General features: G+C 37.0%; 22 protein-coding genes and 1 pseudogene. 17 read left to right on the top strand and 6 right to left on the bottom strand.

Annotation, left to right across the window (positions count from 1 at the left end; translation table 11 throughout):
• Positions 1 to 9 precede the first annotated feature (9 nt).
• The 9 genes and pseudogenes from AYC65_RS12495 to AYC65_RS12450 all read left to right on the top strand — a co-directional run.
• Positions 10 to 438: pseudogene (locus AYC65_RS12495) on the top strand (RrF2 family transcriptional regulator); the annotation flags it as partial.
• A 494-nt stretch (positions 439 to 932) separates the two neighbouring features.
• Positions 933 to 1709 (top strand): class I SAM-dependent methyltransferase, encoded by a 777-nt coding sequence (locus tag AYC65_RS12485; RefSeq protein ID WP_034866850.1) that lies wholly within the window; start codon positions 933 to 935, stop codon positions 1707 to 1709.
• 23 nt (positions 1710 to 1732) lie between these two features.
• Entirely contained in the window at positions 1733 to 2767 is a 1035-nt protein-coding gene (gene nirK, locus AYC65_RS12480) for a copper-containing nitrite reductase (RefSeq protein WP_034866852.1), read from the top strand.
• Between the two features lie 38 nt (positions 2768 to 2805).
• On the top strand, positions 2806 to 3630 hold the full coding sequence (locus AYC65_RS12475) for a formylglycine-generating enzyme family protein (protein ID WP_034866855.1): 825 nt from the start codon (positions 2806 to 2808) through the stop codon (positions 3628 to 3630).
• Positions 3631 to 3644: 14 nt separating this feature from the next.
• Positions 3645 to 4211 carry an SCO family protein gene (locus AYC65_RS12470; protein ID WP_034866858.1) on the top strand — a complete coding sequence of 189 codons (567 nt, stop codon included), beginning with the start codon at positions 3645 to 3647 and terminating at the stop codon, positions 4209 to 4211.
• 26 nt (positions 4212 to 4237) lie between these two features.
• On the top strand, positions 4238 to 4642 hold the full coding sequence (locus tag AYC65_RS12465; protein ID WP_034866859.1) for a c-type cytochrome: 405 nt from the start codon (positions 4238 to 4240) through the stop codon (positions 4640 to 4642).
• Between the two features lie 85 nt (positions 4643 to 4727).
• A complete protein-coding gene (ric, locus tag AYC65_RS12460) occupies positions 4728 to 5447 on the top strand; it encodes an iron-sulfur cluster repair di-iron protein (protein WP_034866862.1) in 720 nt (239 codons plus the stop codon).
• Positions 5448 to 5468: 21 nt separating this feature from the next.
• Positions 5469 to 7712 (top strand): nitric-oxide reductase large subunit, encoded by a 2244-nt coding sequence (locus AYC65_RS12455; protein WP_034866864.1) that lies wholly within the window; start codon positions 5469 to 5471, stop codon positions 7710 to 7712.
• A gap of 60 nt (positions 7713 to 7772) precedes the next feature.
• Complete coding sequence (locus AYC65_RS12450) at positions 7773 to 8225, top strand: hemerythrin domain-containing protein (RefSeq protein ID WP_034866867.1); 453 nt, start codon at positions 7773 to 7775, stop codon at positions 8223 to 8225.
• 59 nt (positions 8226 to 8284) lie between these two features.
• Here the strand turns inward: AYC65_RS12450 and AYC65_RS12445 are convergent, their stop codons facing one another.
• From AYC65_RS12445 to AYC65_RS12420, 6 genes are all read right to left on the bottom strand, one after another.
• Positions 8285 to 9931: an alpha/beta fold hydrolase gene (locus tag AYC65_RS12445; protein ID WP_034866868.1), complete on the bottom strand. Its 1647-nt coding sequence runs from the start codon at positions 9929 to 9931 to the stop codon at positions 8285 to 8287.
• A gap of 170 nt (positions 9932 to 10101) precedes the next feature.
• Positions 10102 to 11553: a TolC family protein gene (locus AYC65_RS12440; protein ID WP_034866870.1), complete on the bottom strand. Its 1452-nt coding sequence runs from the start codon at positions 11551 to 11553 to the stop codon at positions 10102 to 10104.
• Positions 11534 to 14656, bottom strand: a complete 3123-nt coding sequence (locus AYC65_RS12435; protein WP_034866872.1) for an efflux RND transporter permease subunit — start codon at positions 14654 to 14656, stop codon at positions 11534 to 11536. The genes AYC65_RS12440 and AYC65_RS12435 overlap by 20 nt, the downstream gene beginning before the upstream one ends.
• Before the next feature lie 32 nt (positions 14657 to 14688).
• Entirely contained in the window at positions 14689 to 15777 is a 1089-nt protein-coding gene (locus tag AYC65_RS12430) for an efflux RND transporter periplasmic adaptor subunit (RefSeq protein WP_034866874.1), read from the bottom strand.
• A 58-nt stretch (positions 15778 to 15835) separates the two neighbouring features.
• Positions 15836 to 16165 (bottom strand): hypothetical protein, encoded by a 330-nt coding sequence (locus AYC65_RS12425; protein WP_009088791.1) that lies wholly within the window; start codon positions 16163 to 16165, stop codon positions 15836 to 15838.
• A gap of 377 nt (positions 16166 to 16542) precedes the next feature.
• Positions 16543 to 17319 (bottom strand): DeoR/GlpR family DNA-binding transcription regulator, encoded by a 777-nt coding sequence (locus AYC65_RS12420; protein ID WP_034866876.1) that lies wholly within the window; start codon positions 17317 to 17319, stop codon positions 16543 to 16545.
• Positions 17320 to 17508: 189 nt separating this feature from the next.
• Here AYC65_RS12420 and AYC65_RS21190 point away from each other — a divergent pair, with 189 nt between their 5' ends.
• From AYC65_RS21190 to AYC65_RS12390, 8 genes are all read left to right on the top strand, one after another.
• Positions 17509 to 17634, top strand: coding sequence for a hypothetical protein (locus AYC65_RS21190; protein ID WP_255025533.1), 126 nt, complete (start codon positions 17509 to 17511; stop codon positions 17632 to 17634).
• Positions 17635 to 17802: 168 nt separating this feature from the next.
• Complete coding sequence (locus AYC65_RS12415; RefSeq protein WP_034866879.1) at positions 17803 to 20004, top strand: peptidase domain-containing ABC transporter; 2202 nt, start codon at positions 17803 to 17805, stop codon at positions 20002 to 20004.
• Between the two features lie 74 nt (positions 20005 to 20078).
• Positions 20079 to 20252, top strand: a complete 174-nt coding sequence (locus tag AYC65_RS20765) for a hypothetical protein (protein WP_157757831.1) — start codon at positions 20079 to 20081, stop codon at positions 20250 to 20252.
• 246 nt (positions 20253 to 20498) lie between these two features.
• On the top strand, positions 20499 to 20702 hold the full coding sequence (locus tag AYC65_RS12410; protein WP_108721193.1) for a hypothetical protein: 204 nt from the start codon (positions 20499 to 20501) through the stop codon (positions 20700 to 20702).
• A gap of 33 nt (positions 20703 to 20735) precedes the next feature.
• Positions 20736 to 20933 carry a hypothetical protein gene (locus AYC65_RS12405; RefSeq protein WP_034866883.1) on the top strand — a complete coding sequence of 66 codons (198 nt, stop codon included), beginning with the start codon at positions 20736 to 20738 and terminating at the stop codon, positions 20931 to 20933.
• Positions 20934 to 21187: 254 nt separating this feature from the next.
• Positions 21188 to 21370 (top strand): hypothetical protein, encoded by a 183-nt coding sequence (locus tag AYC65_RS12400; RefSeq protein WP_034866885.1) that lies wholly within the window; start codon positions 21188 to 21190, stop codon positions 21368 to 21370.
• 94 nt (positions 21371 to 21464) lie between these two features.
• Positions 21465 to 22769, top strand: coding sequence for an HlyD family secretion protein (locus AYC65_RS12395; protein ID WP_034866886.1), 1305 nt, complete (start codon positions 21465 to 21467; stop codon positions 22767 to 22769).
• Positions 22770 to 22830: 61 nt separating this feature from the next.
• Entirely contained in the window at positions 22831 to 24345 is a 1515-nt protein-coding gene (locus AYC65_RS12390; protein WP_034866887.1) for a vitamin K epoxide reductase family protein, read from the top strand.
• Positions 24346 to 24436: the final 91 nt, after the last annotated feature.

Below are 24436 nucleotides of genomic sequence, written 5' to 3'. Positions count from 1 at the left end.
AGTAGAGAAATGTTTTCAAAAACTTGTGAATATGCTATTCGTGCCCTGATTTTTATCGCCCAGCAGACAAAGGACGGTAGCAGGATTGGTATTAAAGATATTGCAAAAGGTATTGATTCACCGGAACATTTCATTGCCAAGATATTGCAGGATCTTAGTAGAAAAGGTTTAGTACAATCTGCAAAAGGACCTACAGGTGGATTTTATCTGGACGATTATAATCTGAACAGACCAATAGCGGATATTGTAAAGACAATGGATGGTGACCGTATCTTCAATGGCTGTGCTTTGGGGCTTAAAGAATGCTCCGAGTCTCATCCATGCCCAGTACATAATGAATTTAAGCATATCCGTAAAAATCTGAGAGAAATGCTGGAAAATGCTAAGATAGGTGAGTTTATCAATAAACTGGATGCTCATGAAACTTTCTTGAGGAGAAAAAAAAAATTTAAAACAATAAAAGATAAAAAGGTATTTAATTCTTTTAATATGAAAACACAAATCAGATATCCGTTTGTTTTTGCAGTTTTATGCTTTTGGCTGGGACTAATGCTGAGTATCAGTTTTCTGGAAACACCTTTAAAATTTCAGGTTCCGGGTATGACGCTGCCTGTCGCATTGGAACTGGGTAAACTAATGTTTGGAGTTTCCACCAATATCCAGCTATTACTTGCCGGGGCAGTTATCCTGAACTTTTTACTGGTAAAAAGATATTTGACTGCCGGAATTATAATCTCTTATATACTGCTGGTGATTCTGTTACTGCTTGAAAAGTTCTGGATGTTACCAATACTGAATGCCAGAGCAGATATGTTGGCTAGCGGAAAAGCAGTACAGCCAACTTCTTTGCATGACTACTTTATATATGCCGAGGTTGGAAAATTAATATTAATTGTTGGAGGAATATTTCTTCAGCTAAAAATGATAAAGAAATGAGAACGGGAAGTATAGAAAAAATGTCGGGACACTGGCTTTTGGCAAAAATTGGTAAAAAAGTGCTGCGCCCCGGAGGAAAAGATTTAACCCTGAAAATGCTGGAATTGCTGGCTATCAATAAAAAAGATCAGGTAACAGAGTTTGCACCGGGACTTGGATTCACAGCCAGAAAAGTAATGGAGTATCAACCTGAGGTATATACCGGAATCGATGCAGACGAAGAAGCTATAGAATTGCTGAAAAGGAAATTCTCAGAAACCAAAGCAATATTTCAGAACGATCATGCTGCACAAACAAGGCTGAATGATAACAGTCAGACTAAAGTTTTGGGAGAAGCCATACTTACCATGCAGGCAGATCACAGAAAATCTGAAATTGTAAAAGAAGCTTATCGTATCCTGAAACCAGGAGGTCTTTATGCCATACACGAGCTGGCGCTAATGCCGGAAGCATTGGATGAAAGTGTAAAAACTCACATTCAGCGGGAGCTGGCAGAAGTTATAAAAGTAAATGCCAGACCTCTTACTTCGGATGAATGGAAAAAGGTATTGGAAAAAGAAGGTTTTAGTATACTGAATATTGAGACAGCACCTATGCATCTTCTGGAACCTAAACGAATAATAAGTGACGAGGGCTTTTTAGGTTTCCTGAACATTGCTAAGAATATGGTTTTGCATCCGGGGATAAGGGAAAGGGTTTTGAAGATGAAAAGCATTTTTGCCAAATACAACAAAAACCTGTGTGCGGTAATTATTATTGCCAGAAAAGATTAGAAGTAAAATAAAAAAGTAAACACATGAAAAATTCTATTATGCTTGCTGTTGTTTTGTCTGCAATTTTCGCATTAAATGCGTGTAAACAAAATCCTTCTGAAGCCTCACAATCCGGAAATACTGAAAGTATTGCTGTCCAGGGAAATGCAGAAGAAGCCAAACTGACATCGCCTCCAATGGTGCCTGAACCAATAGGAAACAGAGCTGCAAAAAAGCTGATTGTGCGTCTGGAGACCATCGAAAAAACAGGTGAGCTGTCAGACGGCACTCAATATAACTTCTGGACTTTTGGCGGAACTGTTCCGGGAAGCTTTATTCGGGCGAGAGTAGGAGACGAAATTGAATTTCATTTAAAGAATAATGAGAACAGTACATTCCCGCATAATATAGACCTTCATGCTGTAAACGGTCCTGGTGGCGGTGCAGAGGCTACGTTTGTTGCTCCGGGAAAAGAAGCCGTATTTAATTTTAAAGCCCTGAATCCGGGTCTGTATGTATACCATTGTGCAACTGCTCCGGTAGGAATGCATATTGCCAACGGAATGTATGGATTAATACTGATAGAGCCAGAAGGCGGATTGCCGAAGGTAGATAAAGAGTTCTACATCATGCAGGGAGATTTCTATACCAAAGGTAAATACGGAGACAAAGGTCTTCAGGAGTTTGATATGGATAAAGCAATTGCAGAGCATCCGGAATATGTAGTGTTCAATGGTAAAACAGGAGCACTTCTGGGAGACAATGAATTGAAAGTAAAGGTGGGTGAAAATGTAAGATTCTTTGTAGGAAACGGAGGCCCTAATCTGACATCATCTTTTCATATCATCGGTGAAATTTTCGATAAAGTCTATATGGAGGGGGGAAGCAAAATCAATGAAAATGTTCAGACTACTGTAATCCCTCCCGGTGGAGCTTCAATTGTAGAATTTAAAGCAACAGTTCCTGGTGAGTATGTGATTGTAGACCATGCTATTTTCAGAGCTTTTAATAAAGGCGCTCTTGGTAAGATTAAAGTAGTAGGCGATGATAACCCTAAAGTATATAAAAAGAATAATTAATTGCAGAAGTCAGGCAGCAAAAGTCAGGAGCTCATATCATGCGAAATTTAATATACATATTGGTTATATTCTTTAGTATTTCCTGTTCCGAGAAACAAAATAAAAAACAACCAAAATCTGTTTCCCATGTACTCATGCCAGTTGTAGATACTAAAAAAATGCTGAAAATAGAGGGCGGGAGTTATAAACCATTTGTAGGAAAAGAAACTGACAGTCTGGTAAAAGTAAAGACTTTTTATCTTGATGAGACTGCCGTAACCAATGCAGAGTTTCTGACTTTTCTGAAAGCTAATCCTCAATGGACAAAGAGCAGAGTATTGCGACTATTCGCGGATTCCACTTATCTGAAGCATTGGAAAGGAGATTATGAGATCCCGGATGATGTAAGTCCGGAAGCACCTGTAACCAGCATATCGTGGTTTGCTGCAAAAGCTTATGCCGAGAGTGTAGGGAAAAGACTTCCGACAGTAGATGAATGGGAGTATGTGGCTAGGGCAGACGAAAATAATAAAAATGCCGCTGCAACTCCGGAATTTACACAGCGAATACTGCAACTCTATCAGCAAAAGTTAATGTATAAAAAGCCTGTAAAACAGTCAAAACCCAATGTATGGGGAGTATACGATATGTTTGGAACTATATGGGAGTGGACAGAAGATTTCAGTTCGGTTATGATGTCAGGAGAATCCCGAAAAGATAATACAACCAATGAGACTCTTTTTTGTGCCGGAGCGTCTGTTACTTCATCCGACTTGAAGAACTATGCTGCCTTTATACGTTTTGCTCTCCGGGGCAGCGTGAAAGCAGATTATACCATCAACAATCTTGGTTTCAGATGTGCCAGAGATGCTGAAAATCAATAAAAGTAAAAAGTAAAATGAGAACATTTATTATAAGCTTATTATCTGTTTTTATACTGGGTGGATGCCAGAAAAAACAGAACGAAAATATAGATCCCGATTCTATTTTCAACTTACAGTCATCCTGGGAAAAACCGGATGGTACTAAAATAAAATTAGAAGAGCTAAAAGGAAAGGTACTGACAATGGTGATGATCTATACCTCTTGTAAAACTGCTTGTCCACGATTAACGGCGGATATGAAAGATATAGAATCCAAAGTTGGAAAACAGAATTCAGACGAATTACAATATGTACTGGTCTCTATAGATCCTGAGCACGATACTCCGGAAAGAATGAGAGCTTTTATAAAAAACAACAAACTGGAAGGAAAGCAATGGGTATTTCTGCGGGGTAGTGAAGAAGATACACGGGAGCTGGCTAATGTACTGGCAGTGAAATACAAGAAGATAACACCAATGGACTTTTCGCATTCCAACATCATTAGTGTATTCTCTAAATCCGGTGTTCTGGCTTACCAGAAAGAGGGACTGAATATAGACATTAATACAACAGTGGATAAAATAAAGGAACAAATAAAATAAGTAAAATTTAATACCCCAAAGAAGAAATGAAAAAAATAGTATTTACCCTCGCATTAGCATCTTTAGCAATTATCTCCTGTTCCAAAAAAGAAGAAGCTCCGGAGCAGCCAAAAACTGAATCCAATGTCATGTTGGAAGAACCGAAAACTGCCCAGGAATCTGCAACTGCAGGGACTCCGGAAGAAGAAGGAAAGAAACTGGTAGAAGGAGCGGACTGTTTATCCTGTCATAAAGTAGATGCCAAACTTGTAGGCCCGTCATATCAGGACGTTGCAGCAAAATATACAGACGCTGATATAGATCATCTTGCCGGAAAAATTATTGAAGGCGGAAAAGGTGTATGGGGCGATATTCCTATGACACCGCATGCAGGGCTAAGTCAGGATAATGCCAAGTTAATGGTGAAATATATTCTTTCCCTGAAGAAATAAATAGACATACCTCACAGGCCTTAAAAACCTGTGGGGTTTTAATCAAAAAAATTTAAAACAATAAAAGATAAAAAGGTATTTTATTATGAACACAAAAACAGATTATATCGGAGCTATGGTAGCTGAGGATTTCAGAACAGCAGCTGTATTCAAAAAATATGGAATAGATTTCTGCTGCAAAGGAGGTAGAACAATCTCGGATGCTTGTGAGAAAAAAGGCATAGATGAACAAAAAATCTATGAAGAAATAGAGAATCTGCCTAAAAGCGGAGGTGCTAATATTGATTTTACTTCATGGCCTCTGGATTTATTAGCAGATTATGTCGAAAAAACACACCATCGTTATGTAGAAGAAAAAACACCGGTTTTACAGGCATTTCTGGATAAACTTTGTAAGGTGCACGGAGAAAGGCATCCGGAACTTTTTGAAATTCGTGAGTTGTTTGATGAGTCTGCGAAGGATCTTGCAGCCCACATGAAGAAAGAAGAGCTTATCCTTTTCCCTTTTGTCCGCAATATGATTAAAGCACAACAGACTGGTGAAGCTCTACGACAACCGCATTTCGGAACGGTAGAGAATCCTGTGAATATGATGCAGCATGAGCATACTGTAGAAGGAGAACGGTTTGAAAAAATAGCACAACTAACAGACGGGTATACACCTCCTGAAGATGCCTGTAATACATATAAGGTAGCATTTGCCATGTTACAGGATTTTGAAAATGATCTGCATACTCACATTCATCTTGAAAATAATATACTGTTCCCTAAATCTATCCATTTGGAAAAAGAATTTAGCGCATAATAACCGGAAAATAAAAAACACATGACACCTAAAAAACTATGGACCTGGCTGGCCGCTGTAATCATTACTTCATTTGCGGTACTTATATACTACGGCGTGGATATCTACCGCAAAATACCTCCGATTCCGGAAAAAGTAGTAACCACAGAAGGACAGGTATTGTATACAGGACAGGATGTAAAAGACGGACAGAATGTATGGCAGTCTATTGGCGGGCAAACGGTAGGAAGTGTCTGGGGACACGGCGCTTATATTGCTCCGGACTGGACGGCAGATTATCTGCACCGTGAAGCGGCATTACTTCTGGATGAACTGGCTAAAAAAGATAATAAAGTCTACCATAATTTACCTGATGAAGAGCAGGCCAGATATAAGATTTTATTACAAAAAGAATTACGGACTAATACTTTTGATGAGACTTCCAATACGATTGTAATTTCTCCTGAAAGGGCAAAAGTACAACGCGAGTTGGCGGTTTATTATGAGAAACTCTTTATGGGAGACCCTTCGATGAATAAGCTCAGAAATGCGTATGCTATCCCTGTAAATACTGTTAAAGATATCGGGCGTATGGAAAAGATGAATGCCTTTTTTGCATGGAGTACATGGGTATGTATTACGAGCCGCCCTGGGGATAATGTTACTTATACCAACAATTGGCCACATGATGAGCTGGTAGGAAATACACCGCCAAGCTCATTGCACATGTGGTCCGGATTCAGCATACTCATGCTATTAGCTTGTCTGGGGATTTTAGTATTGTACCATGCCCGGAACAAAGAAGAAGAAATAAAGGAGGAATTACCTTTGGAAGACCCTTTGCGTAATATGAAGCCTACACCTTCGATGAAAGCAACCCTGAAGTACATCTGGGTAGTAGCACTTTTAATTCTTGTGCAGATGTTAGCTGGTGTAGTAACAGCACATTATGGGGTAGAGGGCAGCGCATTTTATGGTATCCCTCTGGATCAGTATTTACCGCAATCTGTATCGCGAAGCTGGCATGTTCAGCTGGCTATTTTCTGGATTGCTACTTCCTGGCTGGCAACAGGACTATATATTGCTCCGGCTGTTTCGGGATATGAACCGAAATATCAGAAATTGGGAGTGAATATATTATTTGGAGCTTTACTTATTGTAGTGTTGGGATCCCTTACCGGACAATGGCTAGGTGTAATGCAGAAATTAGGACTTGTGGATAACTTTTTATGGGGGCACCAGGGTTATGAATATATAGAACTTGGCAGAATATGGCAGATTCTGCTATTAGTAGGATTGGTTTTGTGGCTTATATTAATGTTGAGAGCGTTGATGCCTGCATTGAAAAAGAAAGACGAAAACCGTCACATGCTTACACTCTTTGTACTGGCATCAGTAGCGATAGCCATGTTTTATGGAGCAGGATTGATGTACGGAAGACAAACACATATGGCTATTGCCGAGTATTGGAGATGGTGGGTAGTGCATCTTTGGGTAGAAGGTTTCTTTGAAGTATTTGCTACAGTAGTAGCTGCCTTCCTGTTTACCAGATTAGGTCTGCTGAGAATGAAATCTGCAACCAATGCGGTATTGTTCTCTACTATTATCTTTTTAGCAGGAGGGATTTTGGGGACATTCCACCATTTATATTTTTCGGCAACGCCTACAGCTGTTCTGGCATTAGGGGCAACCTTTAGTGCTTTGGAAATTGTACCGCTAGTGCTTATCGGTTACGAGGCCTATCACAATTATCAGCTAAGTAAATCTACCAAATGGATCAAAGCCTACAAATGGCCAATTTATTGTTTCATTGCAATGTGTTTCTGGAATTTTCTGGGAGCCGGAATATTTGGTTTTGCTATTAATCCGCCCATCGCATTATACTATATACAAGGGCTGAATACGACGGCTGTTCATGGTCATGCAGCATTGTTTGGTGTATATGGGATACTTGGTATAGGACTTATGATGTTTATGCTTAGAGGGCTATATCCGGAAAGGCAATGGAACGACAAACTGATAGGCTGGGCATTCTGGCTTATCAATATAGGTTTGTTGATCATGGTAACCATTAGTCTGTTACCTATCGGAATTATGCAGTCGATGGCTTCTATTAAAGAAGGCTATTGGTATGCGCGTTCTGCTGAATTTATGCAGACGGACATAATGCATTTTTTACGCTGGATGCGTGTGCCGGGGGATATCCTGTTGGCACTTGGAGAGTTGTTACTGGTTATATTTATTATAGGGCTGAAGTTCGGATGGTCGTTGAAAGAGAAAAGATAAACGTACTGAAGCAAATCTTCAGAGCAAAAGTGCTCTGAAGATTTTATAAAAACACATCGTATGAAACGTAATGAAAATATAGTTTTGCTGTCACACGACCACCATTTTGGACTGCTGTGTGCTTGGAAAATACGTCAGGGATTAAAAAAAGAAGCTGAAATTGAACGTATAAAGAATTATGTACAATACTTCTGGGCTTCTCATCTTAAGGAACACTTTCGGGAAGAAGAAGAAATTTTGTTTCCTTATGCTAATGATGAAATGGCTGATCAGATCAGAAGAGAGCATCAGTTAATCAAGACTCTTGCTTCTGATATTGAAACAACTGTAAGCATTGAGTTATTAACAGCTTTTGCAGATGCTCTGGAACAACACATCCGCTTTGAAGAGCGGACGTGGTTTCCTCATTTAGAAGAGATTTTGGATACCCAGACACTGGAAAAAATAGGAAAGGCTTTAGATCTTATTCATGAAACAGAAGCCGATACCTATCATGATGAATTCTGGAAATAATATTTTCAGAATCTGGTATTCCCGGAAGGATCAATATATAAACATTTGCTTCTATGAAATCAGGATTTGTTTTTCAGAAAGTTTAACATCAGTTCATTCAGTTTTTCAGGCTGCTCAAATGGAATATAATGTGTAGCATTTGGGATGATAGCCAATTCTGAATTGCGGATAAGTTTGTGGATAAGTCTGGTATGCTCATCTTTAATTACATCATCACTTCCGGCAACTATCAGAACAGGATTGGTAATAAGGCTGAGTTGATTAGATTTAATATCCGGATGATCCAGCATAAGCTGTATTAGCCGCTGATTGGTTTTAGGATCATTACCTGCTATTTGTTTTTTGAGTGATTCAATTAATTTTTCCTTTACACCAACAGGATTCATGTTAGCGCCAATAGCTACAACACGGTTAACCATTTCAGGATGCTCATAATTAAAAATCAGAGCAGTATTGCCACCGTCGCTCCAGCCTACAATATCAACCTGTTCCAGATTAAGACTTTTGGTAACCTGATACAAATCTGCAGCAAACTTCTGATAACTATAAGTATCTTGTGTAAGGTCTGTACTTCTTCCCTGACCTCTGGTATCTATAGCTATTACACGATAATGTTTGGCAAAAAAAGGAATCTGCTGAGAAAAATCGGAAATACTTCCGTTATTTCCATGCAGAAATAGCAATGGTTGCCCCTTTCCATATTCTTCATAATAGATTTTAGCATCTTTCAGATCTATATATTTTCCGTTTTTATTTTTGCCGTAAACTGTTTTTTGTGCTAGGTTTTTTTGTTTATAGTAATTAATGAGGGATTCTGTATCAGGATCGTTCTTTACTTCTGTTTCTTGTTCTTCAGTAATATCCTTTTCTCCTTTAACTTTATCATAACGGATGTCGAGGTTGGTAATAAAACTTCCTTCACTAGTTTCCCAGTTTCCCTGGCTCTGGTATCTGAATAGCAGATTTTTTGAAAGCGACTTTTTAGCAGAAACACCAAATACGAAATCTATATCGGGTAGCGCTTTATGATCTACTAATTGCAGAGTAACTGCTATCTTGTCCAGATTGTTGAAGCTTAATTTATATTCCGAAAGGTCAATTTTTTGCCAGCCTGTAGTTGAGGTTTTGTAGATGATGTTTTCCTGTAAAAGAGATCGGTCCGGTTCATTATTTGTTACACTGTAAATATTTAGCTTCATTGTTATCTGTTCGAATCTAGAACTTGGAATAATATAGAAGTTATAAGAAACAGGCCTGGTCTTTTGGTATACAGCGAAAATATTGCCCTGTTCTATAGTGGGAACATTCTGATCGAACATTTTAGAAAAAGTGAGGAAGGGACGGGACTTTTGACCAATTGTTTTTTCTTTCAGCTTCTTAGCGCCCATTACAACAGCCTCAATGGTTGTAACTTTGTAATCCATCACAATATTGCTGTTGGTTTTTAAATCGTTTGCAGGAATATTTCTGTCCGAATATCCGGCTGCAGCGAAAATGATTTCCTTGTTTTTTACTTCGTCAGGAATCTCCAGTTTGTAATTCCCATTCCCGTCAGTAATGGTTCCGGTTTTGGAATCTTTTATTCCTATTGAACAATAAGGGATTACTTTGTTATCCTGATTTTTTACATTCCCTGTAATAACAGACTGGGCATAAGCATTGATGCTCAATAAAGATAGTAGTGTTATACATCCAAATTTGTACATGTTTTTATGGTATTTATATATATGACACCATGTAGTGAGAAAAGTTTCACCAGATTTTAAACTTTAACTATTATTAACAGCTAATCAGAAATTAATAAAATACTTTCCCAACCGGATGAAATTTAATACATAAAAAAACAGCCTGATAAATTTCAGGCTGTTTTTATTATCTAATCGTCCAGATTTCCACCAAGTGCTTTGAATAAAAGAACATTGTTTCGGGTATTCTGATGCTGAAACTCCAGTAAATCCAGTTCAGCCTGTAGCTTATTCTTTTGAGAGTTAATTAACTCCAGATAATTGGCATAGCCAGTAACATATAAATCGTTGGACACTTCAATTCCTCTTTCCAGGAAGCCCACTTCTTCAGATTTTAATTTTAAAACTTTTTCGTAAATCTTAGTTTGCTTTAAAATAGACTGAAGCTCATTATATGCTGTAGTAATACTCTTCTGATAATTAAGGAAAGCGATTTCCTGTTCTTTGTCAGCGACATTGAATTCATGTTTTAGCTGACCTTTGTTGAATATAGGAACAACCAATCCGCCTAAAAGCTGGGCTGCCAATGAACTAGGCTTAAATAATGACTCTGCAGAAAATGAATTAAAACCTACACCTGCACCAATATCTATACGAGGATAGAATGCTGCCTTTGCAGCTTTTGCATCAGCATGTGTAGCTTCCAGTACATAATAATTTGAAGCAACATCCGGTCGGGAATGGATAATATTTTTTACATCTATAGATTTGTTGAGAATATCCATATTGCTTGTTATAAGTACTTTACTGCGTTTTACTTCACCGCCGCAAGATCCGGTAAGTGTCATTACAGCCTGTTCTACTGCTACGATTTCGGCTTTAATATGCTCCACTTCAGCCAGCCAGTTGTTGTTTTGTGCTCTGAATTGTTGTACAGCCAGCTCGGTTGCTTTTCCTACTGCTCGTTGTGCCGTAATAATTTCGAAAGCGCGTTGCTGGAGCTGATAGTTTTGTTTATAAATTGTTAGTTTATGATCCAGCGCTACAAGTTGATAATATAAATTGGCAATATCTGTAAACAACTCTACCTGTAGCAAACGCAAACCTTCTGTGGAAGCCAGATATCTTTTCTGTGCTGCTATCTTTTTATTTTTCAGCTTTCCCCATGCATCTATTTCCCAGCTGCTTCTTGCGCCCAGCCAGTAATTGGGTGTAAAGTCACGATTGATCTTCTGTTCATCTGTAATATTAGGAGAGAGGTTGGTATCGTAGTTACCAACACCCTCCATAGTATATTTACCATAATGATCTCCGGACACAGATGCTCCGATATCCAGTGAAGGCAGTAAATCCATTTTCGATCTTCTGAGGAAACTGTTCGCAATTTCTACACGCTGTTGTGCAATCTGAAAATCGGGATTAGCTTTAACAGCCTGATCGAACAATTCGATTAAGGACTGGTCGTTGAAATAGGTCTTTATATTCACTGGCTTAAATTCCGCTTGCTGATCTTTTCCAGACGGCAGAATATTGACGGGTAATGCTGGTGCTTTTTTTATTTCAGATACCTGCGGAGTAGTACATGAGTTTAGCCCCAGCACTACAAGAGGAATGTATATAATTTTATGAAACTTTTTGTTCATCTTTCTTCTTGTTTTCTAGTTTGGCAAAAAATATGTAAAGTCCGGGGATAATGACTAATCCGAAGATGGTTCCGATAAGCATACCACCAGCTGCTGCAATACCAATGGAACGGTTTCCTGTGGCTCCTGCACCCGTTGCAATACATAGCGGAATAAGTCCGGCTACAAACGCAAAAGATGTCATCAGGATCGGACGAAGACGCTGGCGTGCTCCTTCAATGGCTGCAGGAATAATGTCATAACCTTCTTTATTCCGGGCGATGGCGAATTCCACAATCAAAATGGCATTCTTAGCAAGTAATCCAATCAGCATGACTAGTGCAACCTGTGCATAAATATTATTGTCCAAGCCGACCAAAACCAAAGCAATATAAGATCCGAAAATACCTGTTGGTAAACTCAGAAGTACCGGCATTGGCAGCAGGAAACTTTCGTATTGTGCTGCAAGAAGCAGATAAACAAATAATAGACAGATTCCGAAGATATACACCGTCTGGTTACCAGAGAGAATTTCTTCCCGGGTCATACCAGACCATTCGATGTCGAAACCTCTCGGAAGTGTTTCAGCTGTTACACGTTCTACAGCTGCAATAGCATCTCCGGAACTGTAACCCTCAGCAGGTTCACCATTGATCATGGCCGACATGTACATATTATATCGGGTAAGAACTTCTGGCCCGTATACCCGTTCTATCGTAATAAATGTAGAGAACGGAACCATTTCACCGGCATCATTTTTCAGATACAGGTTCAGGATGCTTTCCGGTGTGTCACGGTGTTCCGGACTTGCCTGAACCATTACTTTATACATCTGGCTAAAGCGAATAAAGTTGGTGGCATAATAGGACCCAAGCATAGTCTGCAGGGTAGACATGGCATTGTCCACAGATACTCCTTTTTTAGCAGCCATGTCATAGTCAATATGGATCATATACTGCGGGAAGGTAGCGTCGAAACTGGTAAAGCTATTCTGGATTTCAGGAGCTCCATTTAGTTTTTTAATAAATTCCTTAGTGACTTTATCGGTATTGACAATGTCTCCGCCCGAACGATCTAATAATCGAAGTTCGAAACCACTGGTGTTACCAAATCCCGGAACTGTAGGGGGAGCAAAAATTTCGATCTGAGCATCGGAAATACCTTTTGTTTTTTTCGATAGTTCAGCAATGAATTCATTAACAGAAATATTCCGGTCTTTCCAGTCCTTCAGGTTAATCATTGCCATACCATATGAGGCCCCAGCAATTTCTGTAACAATACTATATCCGGCAAGGGTTGTTACGTTTTCTACACCTTCAATTTTTTTAGCAATTTCGGTAACTTCATCCAGAACTTTTTCAGTTCTTTCCACTGTAGCACCTTGTGGAGTTGTTACGCTTACATAAGCCATTCCCTGATCCTCCATTGGGATAAATCCGCTTGGTAAAAATTTGGATGTAGCCCAAGTAAGTCCAATAAACAGGAATAATAGTCCGAAAGTTACTGTTGTCCTTGTGGCGAATTTGGAAAGTACGTTAGTATAGCCTTTGGTTAGTTTATCAAATCCATTGTTAAATCGCTGGAAGAGTTTATCCACAACATTTTTCTTTTTATTGTGGTCGTGTGGTTTCAGGATAATGGCACAAAGCGCCGGTGTTAGCGTTAATGCATTGACTCCTGAAATAACAATACTAATAGCCAGTGTAAGAGAGAACTGTCTGTAGAATACACCTACAGGCCCGTCCAGAAATGCTACCGGAATAAATACTGCAGACATTACAATGGTAATAGCGACTACAGCACCTGCAATTTCCTTTGTTGCAGTAATGGTGGCATCCAGAGGACTGAGGCCTTCTTCCATTTTAACATGGACAGCTTCAACAACAACAATGGCATTATCCACCACAATACCAATGGCCAGAACCAGAGCGAATAGTGTTAGTAAGTTAATGGAGAAATCCAGCGTCTGCATAAATGCAAATGTTCCGATTAAGGCAACAGGTACAGCCAGAACCGGTATTAATGTAGAGCGCCAGTCTTGCAGGAAGATAAATACTACAATTCCTACAAGGATGAAGGCTTCAATCAATGTATGCAATACCGAGTCTATGGAGGCATCCAAAAATCGGGATACATCGTAAGCCATATTGTATTCCATGCCCGGAGGGAAAGAGGTTTCTTTCAGCTCCGCCATTTTTTCTTTTACGTTTTTAATAACTTCCGAAGCGTTGGAGCCTGGACGCTGTTTCATCATAATCGATGCAGATGGTCTTCCGTCGGTTTTGGATACCATTCCATAGTTCATGGCTCCAAATTCTACTTTGGCAATATCCTTTAATTTTAGGATTGTACCGTTGGCGTCCGCACGAATTGGTACTTCATCATATTGTTTAGGATCGAAGAATTTTCCGGTATATTTTATAACATATTGCAGCTGACTGGACGTCTTTCCGGATGTTTCACCTACTTTTCCGGGAGCTGCGGCAATATTCTGCTTTTGCAAAGAAGTAATAACTTCATCTGCCGAGATATGATAGGCTGCCATTTTCTGAGGATCCAACCATACCCGCATGGAGTATTCCTTTTGTCCCATAATTTCGGCACGGCCTACACCATCAATACGTTTTAGCTCCTGCAGAATATTGATATCCGTGAAGTTATAAATAAACTGCTCATCCTGACTTTCGTCCTTACTGGTGATGTTAAGATACATCAGCATACTGTTTACCTCTTTTTCAGTAGTTACCCCTGCGCGGATAACTTCTTCAGGCAATTCATCGAGAACAGTGGTTACTCTGTTCTGTACGTTGACGGCAGCTACATCGGGATCTGTTCCTACTTCAAAGAATACCTGAATAAGGGTTAGTCCATCATTGGAGGTTACTGTCGACATATAAGTCATTCCGGGCACACCATTGATGGCTCTTTCCAATGGAAGAGCAACTGCATTAGCCGATACTTCGGCGTTGGCACCTGTATACCTTGCTGTAACAGTTACAGAAGGAGGGACAATGTCCGGAAATTGGGTAATAGGTAATTTTAATAAAGCCATTACACCCAATAGGACAATAATTATAGAGATTACGAGCGAAAGAACCTTTCGCCTGATAAACATTTCTACCATTTCTAGTTGATTTTATAGGTTATGAAAGGATTTTAATAAGTCTTCTTTATACGGATAGATTCACCATCTCTTAAAGACTGTGTACCTTCATAAACGATAATATCACCAGTTTTTAGTCCGCTGTCCACAATATAAGAATCTCTAAGCGTTGATCCGATACCGATATTCCTCATTTTGACTTTATTCTGTGAATCAACTATAAAAACATAAGTTTTATCCTGAATAGAAAATGTAGATTTTTGCGGAATAAGTATAGCGTCCGGCTGGTCTTCTGAAATAATAAGCTTTCCGGAAGTACCGTGTTTGATGAGGTGGTCAGGATTTGGAAAAGATACTTTATATCTGATAGATCCTGTAGCCTTGTCAATTTCGCCCTCAGCAGTTCTTAGAGTCCCGTTGTATTGATATTTCATTCCGTTTGGCAGCATTAGCTCAATTTTCTGATGAGCTCCGATTTTGTCATTAGCCAGCATCTCAAAATACTTGTTTTCAGGAATAGAGAAATAAGCATAGATTTCATTAAGCTGGGATAATGTTGTAAGGAGAGAACCATTTTCTACAAGACTTCCTTCTTTGTATGGGATGACGTCTATAACCCCGTCGAATGGTGCTACAATATTGGTGAAGCTTATTTTCTGTAGAACAGTTTTACGCTCGGCATCTGCATAAGCTAATTTGGCTCTTGCGGAAGATAGCTTCGCTTTTACCATTTCCAGTTCGTTACCGGCAACAAACTTTTTGTCGTAAAGGCTCTGAATTTGTTTTACTTCTACTTCAGCAATACGGACATCTGCTTCTGCCTGTTTAAGGCTGGCGTTAGACTTTAAAAGTTCCATTTGTAATTCAGCATCGTTAATCTTGAAAAGTCGCTGACCCTGCTTTACGAATTGGCCTTCATTAACCGAAATATATTGCATGATTCCTGCAATTCTGGAATGTATTTCTACATTCTTTTTTGCCTGAATATCAGTTACAAACTGGTTGCTTACTAAGGTGTCTTTTTTGATAATTTTTAATACGGGTACATTTTTTACTTCTTTGTTAGCTGCATCTTTGGCCTTGCTACATGAAGCAATAAGTAATACTGTAACAATACAGATTATTACATGTTTTAAATACATTGTTGAATATTTTAGTTGAAAAGTGAATTTTATAAATCTGATTATAAGTCACTTATGTCTAAAATAATTGAAGTAAATGCAAAAAGGATTTAACGGAACATTTAATATGGACCGGAAGATCCGTAACGTAAACCTTCTTACCAACTTTAGAAGGGGCTAAGAGGCTGTAAAAATAGGAATCGTCGTAGAATACTTTTTTTAGAACATGAATCGTTCTGCTTGATACCAGAATACTAATATCCGTATCCTCACCGAGATCTATGGTGTGAACAACAATACTATCCTGAGTATTAGGAATATTTTTAGTGACAGAATCAGTCCAGTCATTGCTAAAAATACTTACAAAGGACAGAAAGAATAATAAGATGTATGAATTTATATTTTTCATATTAAATTCACTCAGTCGTAATAACTATTAGTTTCAGCTGCAAAAATAGTGAGTTTATTTTAATTTATCAGAATAAGTAAAAAGCTGTACAGAATTTAATTTGGCTCTTTCTGCATTTCAGAGCGTTCTGTTGGGGTTTCGATGAGGTAAAATTATTTTATTGAAATATATCATGTTCAAATACAGCATACCAGAATTTAAATAATTGCAAAAAAACGTATTCTGTAAAAATAGATATATGTGCTTATATTAAAAAATGAAAAAGCAGTTATGAAGAAAATATTATTTTCAATATTCAGAGATCATGGCTATTCAGAGAATGATATCAAAAATATTTTCCATCAAAACTGGATAAACTTTCTGATGAATAATTGGGATTAGATAAATGTAAGACTTGGAACTGCACTTTTGTAAGGCTGCAGTTTTTCGTTATCAGAATCAGTTTCTGTAATAACATAATCTACTTCGGAAAGATCAGCTATTTTCATTTTTAATACCGTATTTAGTTTCTCGGATATTGAAAGAATAGCTACTTTTTGTGAAGCTTTTATCATCATTTTTTTTACCTGGACTGTATCCCAGTCTGAATCTGAAAAACCGCCTTCTATGTCCAGTGCATTAGTGCCCAGAATCAATAAATCAGCTTTAATACTTCCTAATGTATTATAAACATCACCACTAATGCACATCTGGCTGTAGGGAGAGATTGCTCCACCTATCATAATTGTTTTAATATTAGGTTTGTCCAGTAATTCTATAGCTGAGATTACAGAAACCGTAAATACAGTAATATGCATGTCATTCGGAATTAAGCGAATAAATTCTCTTACTGTAGTGCCTCCGCCCATTAATAAGACCATACCGTCATGCAATAATTCAAGCGTTTTTTGAGCGATAATCTGTTTAGCTTCCCCGGAATATACCTGGGTAGCAGCAGAAGAGTGGTGATAAGCCTTTGTCATGGCACCACCTTTTATCTTTATAATTAGTGATTCTGCTTCCAGTTCGTTAATGTCTCTTCTTATGGTATCCTCAGAAACAAAAAGTTGATTGGAAAGTGTATCAAAACTAACACGGGTATGCAGGTTAATTTCTTTTAAAATATGAGCTTTCCTTTCTTCTTTGGTATAATTGGCTAAATGATTATGATCCATGTTTTTTTATTACATACAAATTTAAGTAATTCAGACTTGCTGAAAAACACCGATATAGAATTTTAGTCAATATTATTAATGTATAAGAGTGTTATTATATTTCCCTTTTTGGTGTTATTTTGTAAAAATACTTGCGCATGTCGTTTGAAAAAATCATATTTGTATACCAACCAAATAAAATATTATACAATGAAAAAGTTACAAAAAGACGAACTTAAAAAGGTTAATGGAGGAATGGCTCCAAAATGCTGTATTGACTGGGATCCTATAAAAAGAAGATGTGAAATGTGGGATGGCGGCTGTCTAAATCCTTAATACAAAACTGAAGGCAGGTATTTATATCTGCCTTTAATATTCAATTATACGCAACGAAAATATCTGAATGCATAGTCAGAATCAGATATAAATATCCAAAATAAAAAAATAGAAGAAGGAGTATAAGCTATATTCTTTATTTCTGTATTTAGTGAAAAAATATTAGTATTGAAAAAATTTCCATTCTATAAGCAGCCTGATGCCAAGGACTGTGGTCCTACATGTTTGCGGATTGTAAGTAAATATTACGGAAAAAGCATACCATTACAACAAATACGTGGTCTTTCTGAAACCACACGTGAAGGAAGTAGTCTGTTAGGGCTAAGTGATGCTGCAGAAAATCTCGGATACCGCACACTAGGTGTACAGATTAATTTTGATGATTTAGTGTCCGAAGTTCCGCTACCTTGTGTTGTTCACTGGAACAAAAACCACTTTGTTGTGGTTTATAAAATTGAAAAAAAGAAAAACGATTATACAGTATATGTTTCTGATCCAAGTTATGGGTTAATTACTTATACAAGGGAAGAGTTTATTAAATTCTGGATTGGGGAAAATGCAGATGAAAAAACAGAAGAGGGTATTGCTCTTATTTTGGAAACTACACCTGCTTTTTATCAGACTGAATGGGATGATAAAGAAAGTAAAGCCAGTTTTAAATTTCTTTCAAAGTACTTACTAAAGTATAAAAATCTGATTTTGCAGCTGGCAGTTGGGCTTCTGGCGGGAAGTTTACTTTCTTTGATTTTTCCATTTCTTACTCAAAGTATTGTCGATGTCGGTATTCAGAATCATGATATTAACTTTATTTATCTAGTGTTATTAGCACAGGTGATGCTTTTTGCAGGCAGGATGGGAATAGAAGTTATTCGCAGCTGGATCTTACTTCATCTTTCTACCCGGATTAATATTTCTATTATTTCTGATTTCTTTATCAAATTGATGAAGTTGCCGATTAGTTTCTTTGATACAAGGATGACCGGTGATATCATGCAGCGGATAAATGACCACCATCGTATTGAACAGTTACTAACGAACTCTTCTCTCAATACTTTATTTTCATTGGTCAATCTTATTATATTTAGTATTGTACTATTATTTTATGATTACCGTTTATTCCTAATTTATCTTTTAGGAGCAGTTCTTTATATTGGATGGATTACTTTTTTCCTGAAAAAAAGAAAAGAGCTTGATTATAAAAGGTTTTCACAGATTTCGCAGGAGCAGAGTAAGGTGATAGAGCTTGTTAACGGAATGCAGGAAATAAAAATGCACAATGCTGAAAAGCAAAAGCGTTGGGGATGGGAGTTTCTGCAAGTAAAATTATTCAAGCTTCGTATCAAATCACTTTCATTGGAGCAATGGCAATCTGTAGGAGGTAATTTTATCAATCAGATGAAAGATATTCTGGTTAGCTTTTTATCAGCAAAACTGGTATTAGATGGTAATTTGACTCTGGGGATGATGCTTTCCGTGCAGTATATCATCGGACAGTTAAACGGACCGTTGATGCAGCTTATTGATTTTATTCGCCAAACTCAGGATGCAAAAATATCATTAGAACGTTTGGGAGAAATTCATGATAAAGAAGATGAAGAAAATGCTGAAGAGCAGTATGCGTCAGAGATACCTCAACAGGACATAGAGGTTAAAAATCTTACTTTTCGCTATGTAGGCTCGGATGCTTATGTTTTTGAAAACCTTAATCTGAGTATTCCTTATCAGAAAACAACGGCAATTGTTGGAGCCAGCGGAAGTGGGAAAACAACATTGTTAAAATTACTGATGAAGTTTTATGAACCACAGGAAGGTGAGCTCAAAATAGGAAATACACCGTTAAAAAATGTTTCACCACGCTTTTGGAGAGATCATTGTGGTGTTGTGATGCAGGAAGGCTATGTCTTCAATGATACTATTGCCAATAATATTGCAGTTGGAGAAGATTATATAGATAAACAAAAACTTCGAAAAGCAGTTGATATAGCTAATATTAAGGAATTTATTGAAGGGCTTCCGTTAAGCTATAATACTAAAATAGGAAATGAAGGTATTGGTGTGAGTGGCGGACAAAAGCAACGTCTGTTTATTGCTCGTGCAGTTTATAAATCTCCCGAATATATCTTTTTTGATGAGGCGACCAGTGCATTGGATGCTAATAATGAAAAAGTTATCATGGAAAATCTGGAACAGTTCTTTAAAGGAAAAACAGCTATTGTTATTGCTCATAGATTATCAACTGTGAAGCATGCTGATAAGATTATTGTTCTGGACAAAGGAAAAGTGGTAGAAGAGGGGAATCATACAGAATTAGTTGCATTACAAGGAGAGTATTACAGATTAGTGAAAAACCAGTTGGAGCTTGGAAACTAAAAATTATTGATAAATAATTTGAGTGTTTATTGTTAAAAGTATTATTTTGGTAAATAACCAATTAAATATTTAATATGAAAAAACTAATTAGAAATCAGTTGAAAGAAATTCAAGGAGGAAAAGGAATTTGCAGACCAAGCGCAGGCTTTAACTGTGAAAATGGTTTTACTTGTTGTGCAAGATTTCAGGGGTATAGCGGATTGTGTTATGCTATAGGTGATGAACCTGCTGAATGTTGGCTACCATAATTGACTTTTGGATTGAAATATTTGAAAGGCCTATTTTAAATTAGGCTTTTCATTTTTACTGGGTATAATTAACCTTGGCAGGCTGGAAATGAATATAGTTTAATTTATTTTGTCTTGTCAATATTGTTATATAATTAATTAAGGAATGATTGATTAGCACTATAAATAATAAAATATTGACAAATAATTTTTCAATATAGTGTGAAAAATCCTATATTAGATTTACTAATCAATAAAATATTTATTATGAAAAAACTTGAAAGAAAAGAGTTGAAAAGTTTCTCAGGAAGCGGTTCTAAAGTATGTAACAATCATCTTGTTCCAGGAGATCAACTTCCGGAAGAAGGAGGGTACTATGATTGTCCTTGTAATACCCAGGTATTTTGCAGAAATATGGGAGCTTGTATAACAGTTTCGGCAAATGGTATTCCTGATTTTTGTGAAATCTAAGTCTCTAATTTAACCAAATTAAATATATTCAATATGAAAAAACTAGAAAGAAAAACGCTTAGAAATGTAAAAGGAGGAGCGGTTTTACCGGGAGGTCCTGAGGCATGTGGAGATTGGTGTTTTGGAATATGGCGTCCATGTGAAGCAGAACATTTAGCTTGTCCAGATGGTGGAAATGATCCTGTCTTTGGAGGTAATGATGTCTATCCTATAGGCTTTCCCGTAAAATAAGAATGCTTTTATAAAATCACCAAATTAAAACATTATGAAAAAATTAGTAAGAGACCAATTAAAGGTTATAACAGGTGGATTGGCATGTAATCCTGGTGCTGGCATCGATTGTCCCGGAAAATCAAAATGTTGTGCACTAAGCTTTGATAGTCCTTCGGGAATTTGTAGGGCATCAACATACGAAGGGGCATGTTGGGCTCCTAATCCTTAAAAATAAAATATAGACTAAATAAAACAACCAAATTATTTATATTATGAAAAAGATCGAAAGAAAAGGACTTAAAGAAATCGTAGGTGGCGGAGAACCATTACCAGAAGGATGGGGAATTTGTATTGTTAAAGGCGAACATATCCCAACACCTTGTAATGAGTATTGCCCGGATAAAATGAAAACTCAGCCTATCTGTATGGCTCCCAATCCGGGGAATCCCTTCTAATATTCATTAACAGAATATTAATCAAGAATAAGTAAAAGTATTCAATCTAAATAATTATGAATCCTTTTCAAGAAAGGATTCATAATTTTATTATATGGAAGTAAAGAGAGATATTTTAGACGAAATAGAATTGCGTTCTGAAGGTGTACAGGACATTTTAACCCGTCCGCCACACTGGATGATCCGATGGGGAAATACTATTATTTTTATTATTTTACTACTCATATTATTAATGAGTTATATTATAAAATACCCCGAATTTGTACCTTCTCAGGTTATAATCTCTACGCAGAATCCACCAGAGAAATTAGAATCAAGAATTAATAGTAAAATAGAAGCTCTTTTTGTAAAAGATCACCAAGTGGTTAATAAAGGGGAGCAATTATTAATTTTGCAGTCCACAGCACACTATCAGGATGTGCTAAAACTTCGGGATATAGTTAATAATTTAGACAACAGGCAGCTGCAGAATTTTCCTTTAGTAGAAACTTCCGGATTTAAATTAGGAGAAGTTCAGGGAGATTATAATGCTTTTGCCAAAGCTTTAACAGATGAACAGCTATATACACGTCTTCAGCCGTACGCTCCGGATAATGTAGCTGCAGAGCAGAGCCTTTCTGAATCCAGAAACAGGATTCAGGCGTTACAGCAGCAAAAAAGGCTGGAACAGGCGAAGTACGAATTGTCTAAAAAAGAATTTGAAAGATCACAACAGCTTTATAATCAGGGTGTGATTTCTGCATCTGAACTAGATCAGGAAAGAATCAAACTTCTGCAGGCAGGACAGAGTGTGGAAAATGTTAATATGTCAATCTCACAGCTACAGGAAGGGATTTCCGGAATACAAAAGACCAAAAGTGGTGTTTCTATTAATGCACAGAAAGATAAAGTTAACTATTCTTCCCAGGCAATTCAGCTGTTCGAGCAATTGAGAAAATCTCTTAACAACTGGGAACAAAATTATTTATTTACTTCATCTGCCAATGGAACGGTAAGCTTTCAGCAATATCTGGGAGAGCATCAGTTTGTGAAAGCAGGAGAAGTATTGATTACAGTGATGCCTAAAGAAAAGGAAACACTGATTGGCAGGCTGACAGTACCTTCAGTCAACTCCGGAAAAGTTAAACCGGGACAAAAAGTTTTAATAAAATTAGATAATTATCAGTTCCAGGAGTTCGGAATAGTAGAAGGTCGTGTGCGAAATATGTCCTCAGTGCCGGACAAAGATGGAAACTATTATGTAGATGTAAGTCTTCCTAAGGGGTTAACAACCTCTTTTAATAAAAAATTGTCTTTTGATAAAGAATTAAAAGGCAATGCAGAGATTGTAACACAAGATCTCCGACTGATAGAGCGTTTCTTCTATCAATTCAGAAAGCTATTAGGCTATCAGAGCTAAATAGCATATAACACAAGAAAAACACCAAAAAATTATACATTAAAATCACAACAATATTGATATGAATTTTGACCAGCTAATACACCAGTTAAAACTCGATAAAGAAGAATTTTATTTTCAATTTAACTCACATCCTGATTACCCATCAGCACTTGCGTTGAGTGATACACTGGGCTTTTTCAGAATAGAGAATGATGCTTATGAAATAGAAGAGGATATATGGGGAGAACTTCCTGATAAATATGTAGCGATAGTAAAGCAGGATGGACAGAGTAAATTTACATTGGTACAGCGCACAAAAGATGGCTATGATTTGTTTTCGGATAAAAAATACCATTATTCTGAAAAAGAATTTTTAGAAAATGTTGGTAATTTTGTGCTGATCATGAACGATCAGCACCAGGAGAAATCTGATAAAATAGAAAAAAAGAATATATTCTATATACTCATTGGACTGTTTCTGTTAATCAGTTTACCATTTAATACATGGTGGGTAAGCGCTTTTAATATTTTGAGTGTTATAGGAATTATGCTTTCCTATGAACTATTCTTTCAGGATCTGGGACAAACTTCCGCTATCATTAGTAATATTTGTGGTGGTGGGGCAGGTCAGGGCTCCGATGAGCGTTCTTCCTGTGATAAAGTAATTGGCTCAGGTACGTTTAGTTTGTTCGGATTAAAACTTCAGGATTATAGTTTTATCTATTTCCTGAGTTTATTTTTCATTGGTATACTAATTCCGTTTTCAGGAACCGTTTTATTTGTATTAAGTACAATATCCTTACTTGTAGTTGGATATTCACTATATATGCAGTCTGTAGTGCTTAAAGCTTTTTGTAAAGTATGTCTTTTTATAGCGGCAATTCTTATAGGACAGTTTGTATTAAGTCTCCTGAAATTAAATGGAGGGTACCATATTTATCCGTTCCTGATCTCATTGGTACTTATGGGAGGGATATTTGGACTTGTTTATTATCTTAAAAATTTAAATCTGAAATATGATGAACTGAAGAAGAATCATATGAAGAATATAAGATTTAAAAGGAATTTCCAGTTGTTTAAACGAGAGTTAGAAGCTGAGGAACCTATTACCTTTGAAAATCCTAAAGAATTATTCTTTGTAGGTAATCCTGGTGGTAAGCTTCATATGGCAATAATTTCCAATCCTTATTGTGGATTTTGTAAAGGAGGACATGAAATTATTCAGAAGTTATTGGAAAAATCAGAGGATATTTCGGTTCAAATAAGGTTTAATTATCGTGACTTCCGTGCAGATGAGAATTTTAAAAAGCTCTTATCCAAGCTGTATGAAATTTATTTAAAAGATCAGAAAGAGTTTTTGACGGCTTTACACTTCTGGTTTGAAAAAAGAGATCATGATCTATTTTTCAAGACTTATGGCGAAGCAGAAATTAATCAGCCATTCCTTCATGCATTGGAAATACAGACACTCGAAAATGATAAACATTCACTGAATTTTACACCAATATTTATTGTTAATAAGTATAAATATCCAAGCGTATATGAACGCGAAGATATTTATTATTTTATCGATGATTTGATGGAAGAACAATAGTTTCTAATCCAAAAATAATATAAAAGAGCCTCAATTTGGGGCTCTTTTGTTTAATTGCAGTACCCTAATTTTAATTATTTTGTGACTTTAA

Origin of the sequence: Elizabethkingia bruuniana, from assembly GCF_002024805.1 — a bacterium.
Lineage (GTDB): Bacteria > Bacteroidota > Bacteroidia > Flavobacteriales > Weeksellaceae > Elizabethkingia > Elizabethkingia bruuniana.
The sequence above is the reverse complement of the archived record's forward strand: the minus strand, read 5'-3'. Positions and strand labels throughout refer to the sequence as shown.

Excerpts from the sequence above, each read along its gene's own strand:
- AYC65_RS12485 (WP_034866850.1), top strand. The coding sequence starts at position 933 with ATGAGAACGGGAAGTATAGAAAAAATGTCGGGACACTGGCTTTTGGCA.
- nirK (WP_034866852.1), top strand. The coding sequence starts at position 1,733 with ATGAAAAATTCTATTATGCTTGCTGTTGTTTTGTCTGCAATTTTCGCA.
- AYC65_RS12475 (WP_034866855.1), top strand. The coding sequence starts at position 2,806 with ATGCGAAATTTAATATACATATTGGTTATATTCTTTAGTATTTCCTGT.
- AYC65_RS12470 (WP_034866858.1), top strand. The coding sequence starts at position 3,645 with ATGAGAACATTTATTATAAGCTTATTATCTGTTTTTATACTGGGTGGA.
- AYC65_RS12465 (WP_034866859.1), top strand. The coding sequence starts at position 4,238 with ATGAAAAAAATAGTATTTACCCTCGCATTAGCATCTTTAGCAATTATC.
- ric (WP_034866862.1), top strand. The coding sequence starts at position 4,728 with ATGAACACAAAAACAGATTATATCGGAGCTATGGTAGCTGAGGATTTC.
- AYC65_RS12455 (WP_034866864.1), top strand. The coding sequence starts at position 5,469 with ATGACACCTAAAAAACTATGGACCTGGCTGGCCGCTGTAATCATTACT.
- AYC65_RS12450 (WP_034866867.1), top strand. The coding sequence starts at position 7,773 with ATGAAACGTAATGAAAATATAGTTTTGCTGTCACACGACCACCATTTT.
- AYC65_RS12445 (WP_034866868.1), bottom strand. The coding sequence starts at position 9,931 with ATGTACAAATTTGGATGTATAACACTACTATCTTTATTGAGCATCAAT.
- AYC65_RS12440 (WP_034866870.1), bottom strand. The coding sequence starts at position 11,553 with ATGAACAAAAAGTTTCATAAAATTATATACATTCCTCTTGTAGTGCTG.
- AYC65_RS12435 (WP_034866872.1), bottom strand. The coding sequence starts at position 14,656 with ATGGTAGAAATGTTTATCAGGCGAAAGGTTCTTTCGCTCGTAATCTCT.
- AYC65_RS12430 (WP_034866874.1), bottom strand. The coding sequence starts at position 15,777 with ATGTATTTAAAACATGTAATAATCTGTATTGTTACAGTATTACTTATT.
- AYC65_RS12425 (WP_009088791.1), bottom strand. The coding sequence starts at position 16,165 with ATGAAAAATATAAATTCATACATCTTATTATTCTTTCTGTCCTTTGTA.
- AYC65_RS12420 (WP_034866876.1), bottom strand. The coding sequence starts at position 17,319 with ATGGATCATAATCATTTAGCCAATTATACCAAAGAAGAAAGGAAAGCT.
- AYC65_RS21190 (WP_255025533.1), top strand. The coding sequence starts at position 17,509 with ATGAAAAAGTTACAAAAAGACGAACTTAAAAAGGTTAATGGAGGAATG.
- AYC65_RS20765 (WP_157757831.1), top strand. The coding sequence starts at position 20,079 with ATGAAAAAACTAATTAGAAATCAGTTGAAAGAAATTCAAGGAGGAAAA.
- AYC65_RS12410 (WP_108721193.1), top strand. The coding sequence starts at position 20,499 with ATGAAAAAACTTGAAAGAAAAGAGTTGAAAAGTTTCTCAGGAAGCGGT.
- AYC65_RS12405 (WP_034866883.1), top strand. The coding sequence starts at position 20,736 with ATGAAAAAACTAGAAAGAAAAACGCTTAGAAATGTAAAAGGAGGAGCG.
- AYC65_RS12400 (WP_034866885.1), top strand. The coding sequence starts at position 21,188 with ATGAAAAAGATCGAAAGAAAAGGACTTAAAGAAATCGTAGGTGGCGGA.
- AYC65_RS12395 (WP_034866886.1), top strand. The coding sequence starts at position 21,465 with ATGGAAGTAAAGAGAGATATTTTAGACGAAATAGAATTGCGTTCTGAA.
- AYC65_RS12390 (WP_034866887.1), top strand. The coding sequence starts at position 22,831 with ATGAATTTTGACCAGCTAATACACCAGTTAAAACTCGATAAAGAAGAA.